We start from the raw sequence: 15,171 nt of genomic DNA, 5'->3' as shown, positions 1-15,171 counted from the left end.
GGTCAGTCTCCGGGAGCGAGGTAGATGGCGACGGCGCCGGCGGCGGCCTGGCTGGCGACGTTGGCGGCGGACCTGGCCTCGACGTAGACGTCAACGATGACGGTGCCGGTGGTGCTGGTGGAAGCCCGCACCTGTGACACTGTGCCTTGGACGGTGGTGGAGGGGTCGACAGTGGTGATTCCTCCGGTGGCTGCCTGCGTGGCCACCGGGACGATCACCACCTCGTCCCCGGCGACGAGAGTCTGTGCGGGCAGTTGGCTGCTCTTGAGCTCGAGGCCGACGAGCGCCTGGCCGGAGGGGACGGGGAGGCTGGTGGTGAGGTCGCTGTCGGTGATCATGCCGCCGGCGGCGATGTCGTTGGCGGCGATCTTGCCGAGAACATCGTCGGCGCGAGCGACGGGAATGGCGGCGGTGGTCTGCCCGGCGGCCAGAGCGATCGTCGTCAGGTCATCGCGCTCGATGGTGTCTCCTCGCTCGATGGCGTGCGCGGAGACGAAGATCTGCTGCGTGTTGCTGGCGGTCGTATAGAGGAATGCGCCGCCAATCGCGCCGATCAGGATGAGCACGATCGCCGCGGCGAGCCAGATACCCGACCGGCGGGTGCGCACAGGGGTGATCGCGGCCTGGCCGCTGGCGTCTTGTCCGCGGGCGCGGGTCTTGTCCGATTTGGGCTCGGCCGGGGCGGTGCTGGTTGCTGTGCTCACCGTCGTCCTTTCGCAGGTGTCTACCTACAAGGGGTGGGAGCCTTCCAGCTGAGTCGACAGATTCATCGGCCCGATTGCTCGAGCCTCCCGCCCCTGCTTCTGTGGGGGACACAATAACAGCTTGCGACGATCATCGAAGGCTTATAGGTGGGCGATGTGAGTAACAATCCGGCTGATCGGATCAGGCTGTCCCCCGAATGGGGGACAGCCTGATCCTGTCGGGGAAGAAGTCCGATCACTCTCCGGTGAGCGCCAGCGAGACCCCTCGGAGCAGCTGCCGCAGGACGTCATGGTCGACCCTCCAGAGAATCCGGTTGTAACCGGAGGCGGTCCCCGCGCGGGAAGGATCGGTCTCGGCGATCAGGATGCCGGCTTCGACGAGTGGCTGGATGTGATGAGTCAAAGTGCTGCGGGCGATGCCGAGCTGCTCCATGAGCTGGCCGGCGGTGACGCGACCATGTTGGTACGTGATCCGGATGATGCCGGCGCGGGATGGTGATAGTCCAATCGTCTTGACCAGGTCGTCGACGATCTCGGGGGCATGCTCGGGCATGCACGCCATTGTGCCAGGCCCGATAGCCGTCCCCCAGGAGGTGTGTGTCACCAGTACATGGATGAGTCGGCAAACTCCGCGGGGGTCGGGTCCGGCAGGTCGGGATATCGGATCTCGCAGCTGAGGTCCTCGATCAGAGCCTCGTACTCGTCAGCGAACTGCTCAGGTGTCACGCAGAGCGGGTGCTGGGCGGCGAAGTCGTGCGCCCGATCCCATGCGTGGCGACGGTACTCCGAGCTCATCTCACAGTCCGTCCCGGACGGCGCCGGCGATGCGGGCGCGGATACGGTCGGCGCGCTTGCGGAGGCATGCGACGCTGACGCCGAGGTCCTCGGCGATCGTGGCGTGCTTCTCGTCACTGAGGGCCGTGCGTGAAAGCAGGGCGACTTCCTCGGTGGTGACGAGGTTGGTGTCCAGCGCCCAGGTGAACAGCTCGGCGAGGCGCTCTTCGGGAGTCAGCTCAGGCGTCACCCAGGCTCCGGCCTCCGCCTCGAGTACGTCGGTTGCGACGGGTGTGGTGCGGTCGGCGATGATTCGATCGTTGGCGCTCTTCTCAGGGGCGAGGATGCCGAGCATGTTCATGGTGAGGTTCGCCATGACGCGGCCACGCAGGTGGAGCTTGTAGCGCTGGATGGATTCCCACGCGGCTCCGATCGCGTACCCGACGCGATCGTGACGGTCGAAGTCGTCGAGGGAGCGCACCCGGTGTGCCATGCGCTGCGCTGCGGGGATCAACGCCTGCAAGAGGACACGCTCGGCGTTGCGGTCGCCGCCGTGCGCGAGGGTGACGAGTTCGTAGAGGACAGCGTCCTGAGCGGTGTTCTTGCTGGCGCGGATCCTCTTGAGGATGGCTGCCGAGGTGGCAGTTCCGAGAGAACCGAACTGGTGCTCCTTCTCAGCGATCAGCGTGGTCCATTCGGTGTTCAAGCGGGTCATCAGCGGCGCCGGCCGCGTGCTGGTGAGCGACATGGGGACTCCCGGGTTGAGGGTTGTGTTCCCACCCGACGGTCCTCACGCGATGTGTACCCGAGCGTGTATCGGAGTCGGTGCCGACGAGATCTTCCGAATCTCGGTGAGCACGTGATTCCCCGGAATTGCGCGGCACGAGGGCGTGTATCGGGGAGCCGTGAAAGAAATCTGGCGAGTTTGTCCACTTCGCCTCTCTGCGCCCACCCCTTGTAGGTGAGGGGGCTGAACCGCCCCTCGCAGACCACAGGAACGAGGAGAGCGAGATGAGCTCACGTGAGGGCCAGGACGACGCGGTCATCGGCGCCGATCTGTTGGCGCAGCTCCAGGACAACGCGACCGTGCTGGGCGTGTTCGACGAGGGGCAGGACATCGCCCTGGACCTGCATGAGGAGCTGTTCTCCCCCACCACCCGTCAGCGGGCCCTGTCGTTTCTGAACTCCGACCGCTACCAGGACGCGGCATCCAAGTTCCTCCGCCTCAATGGCGGCGTCGCCGAGGAGGCATCATGAAGTTCCGCAAGACTGCGGCGGCGTCCGCCGGCCCGGACGCCGCCGCGCCGGTCGCGCAGCCGGCTGCACAGGGAAGCAGCTGGTCGCACGGGCGCTCGCTGTCGCAGAAGGCCGTGACGGGGCTGCTCTACCTAGGGCTCGCGTGTGGGGTGCTGGCGCTGGGGATGCAGCTTCTGCTGCCTCCTTCCAAGCCTGCTGCGGCCGTGGTCGCCGCTCAGACCGGTCTGACGGTGCAGCAACAGGAGGCCGGCGCATACGCGACGTCCTTCGTGGGTGCGTGGCTGGGGGCTACCCGACAGCAGTCGGGTGCCCTGTTGGACTACATCGACGACTCGGCGACATCGCTGCTCAGCGAGCAGGCGTGGGCGTACCGGGATCTCAGTGTCGTGTCGATCGAACCGATCGAGGACACCGGAACCGTCTCCATCGTGGTCGCTGCGAACGTCGAAGAGTACGACATGTCCTCCGACCAGGGCACGACGTTCTGGCCGCGCAGGTACTTCTCGGTCCCGGTTCGAGTCAGCGATGCCGGCATGGCGGTCCTTGCTCTGCCCACTCCGGTGGCGGCGCCTGCGCATGACGCATCGGCCGTGCAGCTGTCGTACACGAAGACGGTGTCTCCGAATACGTCGGCACGCACGACCGTGGAGTCGTTCCTAGGCGCGTATCTCGCCGGTTCCGGTGACATCACCCGGGTGATCTCGCCGGGATCGACCATCACCGCGATTGACCCGGCGCCGTATCAGGAGCTCAAGGTCACCGATGTGCGCAGCGACCGCACCCCCTCGGACAGCCCCGCCAACGGTGACGTGGTCCACGTCTTCGCCACGGCGGACGTGTCCAGCGCGACCGGTCAGCGGTTGACCACGACCTACGCCCTCACCCTCACCGCGAGGGATGGGCGCTGGGAGACGACCTCGGTCGATCTCGCCCCACAGGAGCGCTCAACGGGAGCGACCTCCAAACCCGCCACACCCACCCCGACCCCCTCGCACTGAGCGGGCACCTCGAAAGGAAACAGCACTCATGGAATCTCTCTCCGACTGGCTCATCAGCCTCTTCGGCACGTGGACGACGGTCGCGCAGGTCGCGGTCGTCTTCCTCGCGATCATCGTCGTGATCGGCGTTGCCATCATGACCAACCTCAAGTGGGGCAAGATCATCGTCACCGGCCTGGCGGCCGCGGTGGTCGTGATGCTCGTCAACGGCGGCATCGGGCTCTTCGCTGACCGGCTCAACACCGAGGTCAACTCGGCTCCGGCTTCGCCGGCGGTGCAGCTCACCGCTGACGCCGCCGGCGTCTGGGTGACTCCGGAGCTGACCGCACCGGCGGTGTGACCGTGCCGCAGGAGGAGATCGCCCGCTTCTACACGCGGTCCCGCCGATTCCCCAAGATGATCGGCCGGATGAACGACGGCAGCCGCATTCCCGGGGGACCGTACACCCTCACCCAGGTCGGGGTAGGCGGGGCCGTGCTGCTGGTGATGCTGGTCACCCGCGGGTTGCTGTGGAGCACTGGCGAAATCCTTCTTGACCTCCTCGTGACCGCAGGGGTCGCTTTCGCCGCCACCTGGCTGGTGGGGCGGATACCGATGACGCGACGCAACCTGCTGTTCGCGTTCCTCGACGGCGCGGCAGCCATGTTCAAGCCGTTCGGGGGGAAGTACCAGGGGCAGACCATCCGGCTCGCCCAACCGCACGCCGCAGGTGGCGACGCCCAGGTGCTCTCCCCCCGACTGGCGCGACCCGCCCCCTCCCCGCTCGCCCCACCACCGGCGACGAAGGCAAGCCCGGCATCCACCCCGCAGCCCCGCCGTCAGCGCCGCGACATGGCTCCCACCGCCGCGGCCGCGGCCGCGGCCGCGCAGCACCGCCCCGAGACCGGGGTGGAGCGGCTGCTCGCTCAAATCAACTCGACCACCAACTAGGAGACCGTGATGCAGATCCCCGCCGCCGCGTTCGCCGGCAACCTCACCTGGACTCGCACCGGGACGATCTGGGCGACCTGGCGACTCCAGGGCCTCCCGCACGGCCTCGGCACCGATGAGATGCTGCAGCTGGTCCTCTCGCAGCATCAGGCCCTGTTCCAGTCGCTGCGCGGCGAGGCTCTCCTTCTGGGGTACTGCGCCGCCACGGATCCCGTAGACGTCGTCGACAAGATGCTCGCCGGAGTCGACATCCGTGACGCGCCCGCGTGGGCTGAGGAGTGCGCCCTCACGCTGGACTCGCTTGAGGAGATCTCCCTCGGGGAGCGGGTTTACTGGCTGTCGATCCCTCTTGCCGCAGGGAACTGGCGCACCCGCTCCCGGGCGGCATGGCGCGCCGGCTTTGACCAGTTCCGCGAGCAGCTGGCACTGCCCCGCAGCGTCCCCACGAAGAGCGAGGTCGCGGCGGCGATGGCCGCGGCCGCGCAGCTCGAGCACCGCATCCCTGCCGGCTTCCACGCCCGCCCGGCAACCGTCGCCGAGCAGGTCTGGATCGCGCTGCGCTCGCAGCACCGCGGCCTGGTCGCCGACGGTGCGGCCCCCGACGAGTCGGCGGGAATCGACGAGGTGCCCGCCACGCAGCTGCCGACCGCGATGCCTCGGCCGTGGCTTGACGAGGGCGGCCAGTCCGACCTCTCCCCCAGCGAGCTCAAGAGATTCCTGCCGTTCAACCGGCGCTACCTCAAGGTGCAGAGCCCCTACTCGGAGGAACCCAGCTACCAGGTCATGCAGGCCGTCGTGGCCGGCCCCAAGGGCGGATGGCTCATGCCCGGCGTGGAATGGATCAGCAGAGTCGAGCAGTACGAGGTCGATGTCGACTGGGCGATTCGTCTGACGGTGACCCCGGCCGAGGCGGTCAAGCGCCGCAACAAGCGCGCCGAGGAGCAGCTCATCGACCAGGTGCAGCAGCAGTCGGGCACCAACGCGATCACCGGCAGCGGCTCCGATCTCATCGAGATCGGAGAGACGCTGGCGGCGTACCACGCCTCGTTGAACGCCTCCGACAAGGAGGTCGAAGTCGAGGCAACCGTGATCTTCGCCGTCGGGGGGAAGACCGCGGACATAGCCCAGGCGCGAGCTCGCTACGTGGCAGCGGACTACAAGGCCAGCGACTTCCTCCTCGAGGCGCCCCTCGGAGGCCAAGAGGAGTTGTGGTGGGCGATGCAGCCAGGGACTGCCACCTCGAGGATCGTGCGGGATCTTGCGCAGATCACGACCGGCCGTGAGTTCGCCTCCGGGCTCCCGATCGTCAGTTGCTTCCTCGGCGATGACCGGGGTATCCGGCTCGGGGACAACATCACCACCGGCCGTCACACGCCGATCCTGATCGACCTGCACGGCAATATCCGGGCGGACTCGTCGGGATCTTTCGGCGTTGTCTCGGAGCTCGGCGGGGGCAAGAGCGTCCTGTTGAAGACGATCGCCGGCGACGTCCTCGACCGTGGCGGCCGCATCGTCGCGATCGACCGCACGAGCTCGCGCGAGTACGCGACGTTCGCCCAGTCGCTGACGGACGCGCAGTCACGGGTCGTTGACATCCTCGAGCCAGAGTGGTCGCTAGACCCTATCCGCGTCCTCGGCCCTGAGAAGGGCGCGCGCATGGTGCAATCCCTGTTCGCGTTGATGCTGAACGTCGACCCGGTCGAACCCCGGGGTGTCGAGTTGTCCCGCTTGCTCGAGGCCAAGTACATGGCCCAGAACGGGATCAACAGCCTCGGCTCGCTGATGACACATCTCGCCGAGCTCACCGACAACGCGATCGCCACTGAGTTGCTTCATCTGATCCGCGTGGTGTCGACCAAGGACTTCGGCGCGGTCCTGTTTGACGAGACCATCCCCCCGCTGGATCTGAGTGCGGACGCCATCGTTTTCACGACACGTGGGTTGCCGCTTCCAGACCGGGCCGAGGTGGAGAAGGAGCACCTGTTCAAGCAGTTGCCGTTGGAGAAGAAGTTTGGGCGTGCGATGTACGCGGTGCTCACCCAGCTGACCCGGGAGGCGTGCTTCATGGACATCTACCGGCTCGCCCTGGCAGTCTTCGACGAAGCCCACCACATCACCGCGAGCCGGGATGGCGAGGCCGAGCTGCAGACGTTCTTCCGCGACGGTCGCAAGCACGGCGCGGCCGCCGCGGTGGGATCCCACGACCCGTCCGACTTCGGGGACGAGGTGACGCGCGGTCTGATCAAGATCCGGTTCGTGATGCGCCAGACCGACGAGAAGCTCGCTCGGCGGGCCCTGGAATGGCTCGGCCTCCCGGTCACAGTCGACACGGTCCGCGAGGTGACGCAGAACCTCAGCCCGATGGGCGCAGATCGGCAGGTCGCGCCCGGCCGCCGCGGCGAGGGAATCATGCGCGATATTCGCGGCCGGTACGGCAGGTTCCGCAAGACCCTGCCCGCACGGCCGGAGCGCCGTCAGGCGGTCATGTCCACCCCCTCGTCCCCGGTGGAGTCCCGGTGATCTCCTTCTACGTCTCCTCGTTCCATACGCTCGCATCGTGGTCGCTACGCACACGCGTGTGGGCACACCTGCATCCGTGGAAGACCAGGGTGTTGGTCACGGTGCTGCTGGTGACCTACCTCACCGTCGTCGCAGCGCAGGCAGCGCATGCCTCCTGGCTGCTTCCGGAGGGCACAGAGTTCACCGACAGTCACGGCGTGCCGATCGAACGGTTCGCGACGATCAACGTTGACGGTGGCGACATCTGGTCACCAGGGAAGGTGATCGCCAACTTCATCGTGCAGCTGCTCTGGATGATCCAGTACTACGTCTCCACGGCGATCATCTGGCTGTTTAGCTTCATGCTGTCCTTCGAGTGGGTCTCCTGGCTGGCGACACCGTTCAACGCGCTCGCTTCCTGGCTGCAGGGTCAGATGTCCGGCGTCGGCTGGATCCCGTTCGCACTGACCATCGCCGCGCTGGTGGGAGGCGCGGCGATCCTGTTCGGGAAGACGTCGGCGGGCATCTGGGAGATCGTCGTCGCGCTGGTGATGTCCGTCCTCGCCGTGGGCATTCTCGCCAACCCCGTCGCGACACTGACTGCCACCGGAGGGATGCTCGACAAGGCGCAGGAGTGGGGCGGATCGCTGGCCGGAGCGATCGTCGTAGACGACACACAGACCTCCACCGACGTCGACACGATGTCAGCGGCCGTGACCTCGCAGCTCGTGGACGTGTTCATCCGCATCCCGCACCAGGTGATCTCCTACGGCATGGTGCTCCCCGACAACTGCCAGGAGCCCTACACGCAGGCGATGAGCGCCTCCGATCCCATCACCGGCATCCTCTCCGGCACATACGCAGAGTTCTCCAGCTGCCTGCCGGAGTTTGGGAAGTCCGTGTCTGAGAACCCCGGCGGCCTGAACATCATGTTCGCGTTCGTCAACGGGGGAGGCGTGGCCACGCTGCTGGCATTCGCTCTGGTGATCACCGCCCTGCTGATGGTGTCGGTGTTCTTCTTCCTGGTCGCCGCGGTGAAGTCGATGTTTCTCGTCTACCTCGCGATCCTCCCGGTCAACCGGGAGCCCCTGTGGCGGTCGATCAGCGACTCGGTCATGGGACTGATCAGCCTGATCGTGATGACCTGCCTGCTGTCGCTGTACCTCAAGCTGACCACCTGGATCATGATGGCCAGCGGCGGGATCCCCCACAACTTCCGCATGTTCCTGCTGTCGATCCTGCTGATCATCATGGTGGTGCTGATCTGGCGCGCGCGCCGCGCGACACTCAAAGCCGGCCGGATGGCCGCCGGCCCACTAAGCCGTCTCGGCCTGGGCATGAAGAGCGGCCCGAAGGATGCCAACGCCCTCCTGAAGATGGGCGCGGTCACCAGCATGGCCAAGAACGCATACGACCTGTTCCACAAGGACGGGAAAAAGCTCCCCGCCGTGGAGAAGCCGGCAACCGCCCTCCCCGAGCCAGACCCGATGGTGTTGCGACAGGTTCCTGACCCGCAGCGCACGGCACCTTCCCGCCCCGCGCTCACAAGTGGCAGCGGCTCCTCGACCGGGTCAGGATCCGCCCCTACCGGCAGCCCGGGAGGGCGTCCTCACGGAGGCTCTGCAGCCAAGAAGGCGATCTCGGCGGGACGAGTCACCGTCAACGTCGCCAAGGGTGCCGCCAGCGGCGGTGTCGCCGGTGCGGCCACGGCAGCAGGGGTCGAGGTGGCCAAGGGGGTTGCCGGGAAGGCAGCACGAGCAGGAGCCGACCGCGCCACGCGAGGTGGCGCGGATCTCGGCGAACTGAAGGTGGTGAAGGTCCAGGAGTCGCAGAGCCGGATCGAGGTGGACGACAACGGCGTCGCGACCGCCCGTCGACGCCCCGCCGCGCCGGTGCACGACGTGTCGTCGTTGCCTCCGCGGCCTGCTGCTGTGTCTCCGCGAGCGGAAGCGCGGCGTCGCGAGCTCGAGGCGTTCCGGCCGAAGGAGCTCGCGTCACGATGAAGAAGCTCGCTCTCATCGCCGGCGCGCTCGTCGTAGCCCTCGTTCTAGGGCTCGGCGGGTTCGTCGTCGTCGCGATGGGCGCGCTGTCTTCCTCAGCCGCGGCCGCCGGCAGCGGGTCGAGCGGGTGCGTCCCCGCAGAGATCGCCTCCACCCGACCGACGGTCTTCGCGACGGGCTCCCCCGCACCAGCGCCAGCAAGGACGGGCAAGGCGGTCTCGGCATCCTCTACGACCACCCCGGACTCCCTGGAGATCCCTCGGGACAGCGGCACCGTGACGCTGAACAGCAAGCAACTGGCGATCGCCACCGAGATCATCACCGTAGGCCGTGAACTGGGTGTCTCCGACAAGGGCGTGAAGATCGCGTTGATGACGGCGCTGCAGGAGTCGGTGCTGCGGATGTACGCCAACAGCAGCGTCCCCGAGTCGCTCAACTACGACCACGACGCTGTGGGCAGCGACTATGACAGCCTCAATCCTTTCCAGCAGCGCCCCGGATGGGGATCCGTCGAGGAGAGGATGAACCTCGACTACTCAATACGCGCATTCTTCGGCGGCGCCGACGGCCCGAACAGAGGATCACCGCGCGGCCTGCTCGACATCGACGGGTGGGAGAGCATGGCACCGGGGGTTGCCGCGCAAACCGTTCAGGTCAGCGCCTTCCCCGACGCGTATGACAAGTGGGAAGCCGGAGCAGAGCAGCTGATCAGCGCCCTCGGCGGCGGGATTGCCTCCGGATGCGGCACGGGGACGATCAGCGGCGAGGTGGCTCTCCCCCTCGACCAGCCATACCAGATGACCAGCGGGTACGGGCCCCGCGACATCGACGTCGAGGGGGCATCGACCTGGCACGCCGCGATCGACCTGCAGAACTGGCCGGGAAACTGCGGCGCACCCGTCTACGCGATCCTTCCCGGCACGGTCACGCTCAGCAGTGCCCTGTGGCTCTCGATCAAACACGCCGACGGGTTCGTCGTGTCCTACCTCCACATGTACAAGTCGGATCGGCTCGTCGACGTCGGCGACCAGGTGGTCGCCGGACAGCAGATCGGAAAGGTCGGGAACGTCCCTCCCAGCGGCGGTTGTCACCTCGACCTGCGCATCAACGTCGCCGACAACACCAACCCGCAGGTCGCGCAGCTCACCCTCTCGCAAAACGAGACACGAATGGCGCCGGCGACCCGACCCGAGCATCAGAACTTCGTCGACCCCGAACAATTCATGCGCCTGTGGGGAGTCGAAGTATGCCCGGACGACTGGTGCAAACGGCTATGAGCGCCAACGGGTTTGTCGACTCCTCGACCCAGACCAGACCCCTTATGGAGTGAACGCGCATATGCGCAGCAGGGAGCACCACATGAACACCGACGACGACCGCACGATGCTGATCCTCACCCTCCCCATCCTGTTGTTCTTGCTGGGTCCGGGGATCCTCGCCTCCTTTCTCCCCGACGTGCGCGGGGCGCTCCTGCAGGCTCACCTGCTCGTCGACGAGAACGTGCTGATCCCGATCGCCGATGGCATCGGTCTGGATCTCGCGCGGGTCGTGATCCTGGCCGGGCTGCTGGTGGGGCTGCTCACTCTCGGCGCATGGGCGATCAAGCGACACCACGCCGCCCGCGAAGAGAAGTCCGGGGGCCGCTGATGTCCTCCCGGACCGCGATCCCCGCACTCCCCCGCACCAACCCGCCCATCCTGACGGTCGGGTCGCTCCTGGCCGCCGCGCTCGTGCTCGTCGGTGTCGGCGTGATCCTCGAGGTGCCCACAGGCCTTCTCGTGCTCGCGGGCACGGCCGCGGTGCTGATCGCCACGGCCGTCATTACCACACATGTGAGGTCCACGCGGCGCCAGGAGGCGGTCGATCTGTGCCTGCTGCGGATCTACGGCGCTCTGGGGTGGCCTGCGCCCGTCAGGGAGCATCTGGTGGCGTCTCGGTGGCGCGGAGGGTGGTTCGGGCGTCCTACGCGCGTCCTGGTGCGTTACAACCCCGTCTCCGACGAATCGTTCCCCGAGATCCTTGGGGAGACCAAACGGGTCGTGGAGCGGACGTTCGACACCCGGTACAAGCTCGGCAAGCACAAGCCACGCAAAGGGTGGTTCCAGCTGACGGTGAACCTCGTAGTCGAGGACACCAGCAAAGACGCCCAGATCGAGCGCGTGAACACGGTGATCGCGAAGACGTTCGGTGGAGACGCGAAGGCGAACGCCAAGTTCGTAGACGAGAAGCTGCGCGAGATCACCGTCCGCTACGAAGTGACCCCCCGGCTGTCCTCGAGCGCCCTGCGCGCGCGCATCGAGTCGCAGATCTCCGCGGTACTCGACGGCCGGTGGAGGGCGTTCTGGGACCTGCAGCACGACACCGTCCGCTTCGAGGTACGCCCGGACCTTTCCGGAGTCATCTTCAACCCCAACGTGGCACCGGCCACGGTCGACCCGCTCGCGACGTACGACGACCTCAAGGTGCCGTTCGCGGTCGACGAAGACGGCAACACCATCTACTGGCGACCCAAGCGCGACCCGCACGGCCTGATCACCGGCAAGACCGGTGCCGGCAAGACCGTCGCAATGCTCGGCATCATCCAGTACCTCGCCGCACAGGGGTGGGAGATCTGGGGGATCGACGGCAAGCGCATCGAGCTGCTCGGCCTGCGCTCCTGGCCCAACGTGCGCCTGATCGCCGGCCGCATCGACCACCAAGCCCGTGTTGCCCACGAGGTGTTCCGCACCATGCAGCAGCGCTTCGAGGACTACGAGAGCGGTCGCGTCCGCCTCGAGGACTTCACCCCCGTGCTGTTCCCCATCGACGAGTTCAAGACCTTCAAGAACGCCGCCACCCGCTGGTATCGCACCGTCAAGCCCAAGGGCCCCGGCACACAGCCTCCCGTGCTCGAGGAGATCAGCGATTTCATGTCCCTCGCCCGCAAGGTGCGCATGCACGCCCTCCTTGGCCTGCAGCGCCCTGACGCGGAGTTCCTGACCGGCGACATGCGTGACAACTTCGGTTTCCGCGCATCGTTCGGACGCCTCTCCCCCGACGGCGCTCAGATGATGTGGAACTCGTACTCCATCGGCGTCACCGTGCCCGTCAACGCCAAAGGCCGCGGCATCGCCTACGACGACCACGGCGCTCCCGTCGAGATCCAGGCGTACTGGACTCCCGACCCCTACCAGACCGAAGCCGAGCACCCCGAAAACTGGGTGTTCCCCGACGACCTGAAACTCGTCGAGCAGATCACCCCCAAGCACACTATCCACCAGCTGATGGCCGTCGTCGACCCCGAAGACCAGGCAGATCTGGACGGAACCGGCGTCGAGGGCATCCCGGACTACAACGACTACATGGCGACCCGGATCGTCGAAGCCGGCCGCGCGGCCGAGCTCCAGCGGAAGGCTGCCGGCGTCTTCACCGGCCTCGACGACGACACCGTCGCCAAGCGCATCGCCGAGCTCGAGCGCATCCAGCGAGAAGAGGCCGAGCCTGAGCTCGACGACACCGAGGAACTCTTCCAGGGCTACACCCAGCCCGACGAGCTCGTCGTGGAAGAAGTACTCGACGACGAAGGCACCCTCGGCCGCCAAGGCCTCCTCGCCCTCGTCGACCCCGACACCAACAGCTGGGGCCTCGTCGAATCCGCCGAGTACGACGAACTCGACGAGGGATACATCGCCTTCACCTACCGCGACTACGAGACCGGAGAACCCGGCACTCTCTCTCTCCCCACCGACGGCACCATTACCGTCCGTGCACCAGAAGCCGCGTGAGACAAGATGCGCAGCGACGACATCTGGCCTGACACGCCAGACCGGCTCTTCCCTCATATGTCATGTATGTGCTTATCTGGGGTACATGGCTCGTCCTCGCCGTCGCAAAGGTTCGATTGTGAACCCCGTTGTGACTGCGTGGCGCATCGAAACAGAGACGAAGGACCGTCTCGACGGTATTGCCGAGCGAGCAGGTATCTCGACGTCAGAGCTCATCGACGAAATCGCAGCTCACCTCGAGCTCACAGACCAAGGCATCCCGACCTGGTTGCCGGACCTTCCCAGAGACGGAGAGCTGCCTATCGAGATGGCCTAAAAGGAAGGTCCCCCCGCCGAAGCGAGGGGACCTGGTGTCAGTGGTTTCGAACTGAAGTGTTTGGCGACGCGCAGTTCGAACTAGTTCCTTCAAGATCCGCGACTTGCAGGTCGCATCTCTTGTCGTATGCGCCGGGAGGCAACCCGGGCCTTTGTTGCGCCCTCAACCAGCAGGAGGAGGTGACCCCATCGTAACTGCTACCGCTACCGTTTTCCAGCATCCGCGGCCGAAATCTGCAAGCAGTTTGCAAGAAAAATGCAAGCAGATTTCGCCTGAGAGCTCGTCACTTACTGGGGTGGCCCCTCAGCCGGTTTCTTCTAGCGCGCCTGATGGGCTCTGCACCTGCCTGAGCAGGCCCTCACGGAATCGCTCTAGCGCAGCTCCCCTGCCGTCGCCGTGCGTCGCTGGTGTGCACAGGTGGCGGCGTCCTCTGGCCTCGACCACGCCGGCCACAGGGCGTGGGTCGGGTTCGTCGGATGCTCCCTCGTCCAGGTCTTGGTCTTTGCCCGTCGCTGACGGCGCCTACAGCCGAATCGTGGCTTGGCATTCGGCCACGTCGTGGCTGGCGCTGGTCCGCCGGATACTCTCATCAACGCGTGGAGAGCAGCTTCGGGGGCAAGTGAAGATCTCGGCCGACACAGTCCTCCGCGTCGCGCAGATGGACGCGCAGTGCGCCGACCGACTCACTGGCAGAGGCGTCACCACCTCGCACGCGTCTGTCGCCCGCCAGCTAGGCATGTCGGACCGCACCGTCGGAACAGCTCGCAGGCTGCTCGAGAAGCTCGGGCTCGCCATCACCGTCGTGATGGGCAGGCACCTCTCCCCCGCCGAGCGTCGGCAGGCGAAGCGTTCCCACGGCGGTTACCAGGAAGCGGCAGCCTCCGTGCGTGCCATGACCATCCCCGAATCCGCGCGATCTGTGGAGAGTTTCCACCTACCGCGCAGCGGTTCAGTTCTTGAAGAACCTCACGATCAAAGATGGTTACCAACGCGCGCCAGAGCGCGCGAGACGGCCGCTCCGCGGCCGAAGCTGAGACGAAAGAGTCGATCTCGCACCCAGTCCCCCAGATCGCCCCGCCCAATCGCACTGCAGGAGTTCGCCTGGAGAATCGCCCGCAACTACGGGCTGCACTCCCCCGGCGCCGCAACGGCACCAGGAGCGCTCTACGGCGGCCGCCACATCGGACAGCTGTGCAACATCCTGGAGCGCTACCAGGTCACACCTGACCGCTACACACTCGAAACGCTGCGCGCTGAGCTCGACGAGGCCTTGGCTGCCGCGCGAATCCGACCCCTCGACAACGCGGACAAGCGGGATCGGCTCGCACACTTCGCCTGGATGCTCAGAAAGCTCGATACCTTCACCAAGGGAGAGACCCGCCGCGAACGCCAGCTCCGCGAACAGGAAGCTCGCGTCAAGGCCCGCATCCTCGCTGCAGAACAAGCGCAGCACAGAGCCGCGCAGGAAACCGCGGCGCTCAACGACGCCGCAACGGCGCGCGAAGCATTCTTCGCAGACCACCGCTCCCCCCTCCGCCCCAGAACCTCACCACCGACGTCTCGGACCATTGCCGTCAAGATCCTCGTGACCACCCTCATCGGATCCGGCGCCCTTCACCAACACACGAGAGAGCTCCAACAGATCGTCGGCGACATCACCCTCCTCGAACGCGACCTCATCGATGCCGGGTGGACGCCGGCACACGAACAGGCCGAACACCGTGCGTGCTGGACGCAGGGTGAACACAAGCTCACGATCGAACTCCAGAACGACCACGCACACGTCGTGACGCCGCCCCTCGAGCTCCCCCAACCCATCGCGGCGCGCCTCCGCTCGCTCCAATCACAGGAATAACGGGAATAGCGACAATCACGGGATACACGTTAAGAAAGTTTATTGCGGTGACAGCGGGATACACGTTATATTCG

General features: G+C 66.3%; 14 protein-coding genes. 10 read left to right on the top strand and 4 right to left on the bottom strand.

Going from position 1 to position 15,171, the window contains the following annotated elements:
• Positions 1-2: 2 nt before the first annotated feature.
• From L0965_RS16195 to L0965_RS16180, 4 genes are all read right to left on the bottom strand, one after another.
• Positions 3-704: an SAF domain-containing protein gene (locus L0965_RS16195; protein ID WP_234058054.1), complete on the bottom strand. Its 702-nt coding sequence runs from the start codon at positions 702-704 to the stop codon at positions 3-5.
• Between the two features lie 235 nt (positions 705-939).
• Positions 940-1,257, bottom strand: a complete 318-nt coding sequence (locus L0965_RS16190) for a helix-turn-helix domain-containing protein (RefSeq protein ID WP_234058053.1) — start codon at positions 1,255-1,257, stop codon at positions 940-942.
• A gap of 47 nt (positions 1,258-1,304) precedes the next feature.
• A complete protein-coding gene (locus tag L0965_RS16185; protein ID WP_234058052.1) occupies positions 1,305-1,499 on the bottom strand; it encodes a hypothetical protein in 195 nt (64 codons plus the stop codon).
• Position 1,500: 1 nt separating this feature from the next.
• Positions 1,501-2,226, bottom strand: coding sequence for a hypothetical protein (locus L0965_RS16180; protein WP_234058051.1), 726 nt, complete (start codon positions 2,224-2,226; stop codon positions 1,501-1,503).
• Positions 2,227-2,489: 263 nt separating this feature from the next.
• Between L0965_RS16180 and L0965_RS16175 the strand changes: the two genes are divergently transcribed.
• The 10 genes from L0965_RS16175 to L0965_RS16130 all read left to right on the top strand — a co-directional run bounded on the left by L0965_RS16175 (position 2,490) and on the right by L0965_RS16130 (position 15,097).
• A complete protein-coding gene (locus L0965_RS16175; protein ID WP_234058050.1) occupies positions 2,490-2,735 on the top strand; it encodes a hypothetical protein in 246 nt (81 codons plus the stop codon).
• Positions 2,732-3,733: a conjugal transfer protein gene (locus tag L0965_RS16170; RefSeq protein ID WP_234058049.1), complete on the top strand. Its 1,002-nt coding sequence runs from the start codon at positions 2,732-2,734 to the stop codon at positions 3,731-3,733. Before L0965_RS16175 ends, L0965_RS16170 begins: the two co-directional genes overlap by 4 nt.
• 28 nt (positions 3,734-3,761) lie before the next feature.
• Complete coding sequence (locus L0965_RS16165; RefSeq protein WP_234058048.1) at positions 3,762-4,073, top strand: hypothetical protein; 312 nt, start codon at positions 3,762-3,764, stop codon at positions 4,071-4,073.
• A complete protein-coding gene (locus L0965_RS16160; RefSeq protein ID WP_234058047.1) occupies positions 4,070-4,663 on the top strand; it encodes a hypothetical protein in 594 nt (197 codons plus the stop codon). The genes L0965_RS16165 and L0965_RS16160 overlap by 4 nt, the downstream gene beginning before the upstream one ends.
• Positions 4,664-4,672: 9 nt before the next feature.
• Positions 4,673-7,183, top strand: a complete 2,511-nt coding sequence (locus L0965_RS16155) for an ATP-binding protein (RefSeq protein WP_234058046.1) — start codon at positions 4,673-4,675, stop codon at positions 7,181-7,183.
• A gap of 89 nt (positions 7,184-7,272) precedes the next feature.
• The gene (locus L0965_RS16150; protein ID WP_234058045.1) at positions 7,273-9,165 is read left to right on the top strand and encodes a hypothetical protein; all 1,893 of its coding nucleotides are present in this window, start codon (positions 7,273-7,275) and stop codon (positions 9,163-9,165) included.
• 272 nt (positions 9,166-9,437) lie between these two features.
• On the top strand, positions 9,438-10,439 hold the full coding sequence (locus tag L0965_RS16145; RefSeq protein ID WP_234058044.1) for a M23 family metallopeptidase: 1,002 nt from the start codon (positions 9,438-9,440) through the stop codon (positions 10,437-10,439).
• 82 nt (positions 10,440-10,521) lie between these two features.
• Positions 10,522-10,809: a hypothetical protein gene (locus L0965_RS16140; RefSeq protein ID WP_234058043.1), complete on the top strand. Its 288-nt coding sequence runs from the start codon at positions 10,522-10,524 to the stop codon at positions 10,807-10,809.
• Positions 10,809-12,926 (top strand): FtsK/SpoIIIE domain-containing protein, encoded by a 2,118-nt coding sequence (locus L0965_RS16135; protein ID WP_234058042.1) that lies wholly within the window; start codon positions 10,809-10,811, stop codon positions 12,924-12,926. Before L0965_RS16140 ends, L0965_RS16135 begins: the two co-directional genes overlap by 1 nt.
• Positions 12,927-13,861: 935 nt before the next feature.
• Entirely contained in the window at positions 13,862-15,097 is a 1,236-nt protein-coding gene (locus L0965_RS16130) for a hypothetical protein (protein ID WP_234058041.1), read from the top strand.
• Positions 15,098-15,171 lie beyond the last annotated feature (74 nt).

It is taken from the genome of Microbacterium sp. NFH-22A-Y, assembly GCF_021401375.1.
In the GTDB taxonomy this organism is placed as follows: Bacteria; Actinomycetota; Actinomycetes; order Actinomycetales; family Microbacteriaceae; genus Microbacterium; species Microbacterium hominis.
Note: the sequence above shows the minus strand (reverse complement) of the source record. Positions and strands in the feature narration are given on the sequence as shown.

Excerpts from the sequence above, each read along its gene's own strand:
- L0965_RS16165 (WP_234058048.1), top strand. The coding sequence starts at position 3,762 with ATGGAATCTCTCTCCGACTGGCTCATCAGCCTCTTCGGCACGTGGACG.
- L0965_RS16155 (WP_234058046.1), top strand. The coding sequence starts at position 4,673 with ATGCAGATCCCCGCCGCCGCGTTCGCCGGCAACCTCACCTGGACTCGC.
- L0965_RS16140 (WP_234058043.1), top strand. The coding sequence starts at position 10,522 with ATGAACACCGACGACGACCGCACGATGCTGATCCTCACCCTCCCCATC.
- L0965_RS16185 (WP_234058052.1), bottom strand. The coding sequence starts at position 1,499 with ATGAGCTCGGAGTACCGTCGCCACGCATGGGATCGGGCGCACGACTTC.
- L0965_RS16175 (WP_234058050.1), top strand. The coding sequence starts at position 2,490 with ATGAGCTCACGTGAGGGCCAGGACGACGCGGTCATCGGCGCCGATCTG.
- L0965_RS16135 (WP_234058042.1), top strand. The coding sequence starts at position 10,809 with ATGTCCTCCCGGACCGCGATCCCCGCACTCCCCCGCACCAACCCGCCC.
- L0965_RS16180 (WP_234058051.1), bottom strand. The coding sequence starts at position 2,226 with ATGTCGCTCACCAGCACGCGGCCGGCGCCGCTGATGACCCGCTTGAAC.
- L0965_RS16190 (WP_234058053.1), bottom strand. The coding sequence starts at position 1,257 with ATGCCCGAGCATGCCCCCGAGATCGTCGACGACCTGGTCAAGACGATT.
- L0965_RS16170 (WP_234058049.1), top strand. The coding sequence starts at position 2,732 with ATGAAGTTCCGCAAGACTGCGGCGGCGTCCGCCGGCCCGGACGCCGCC.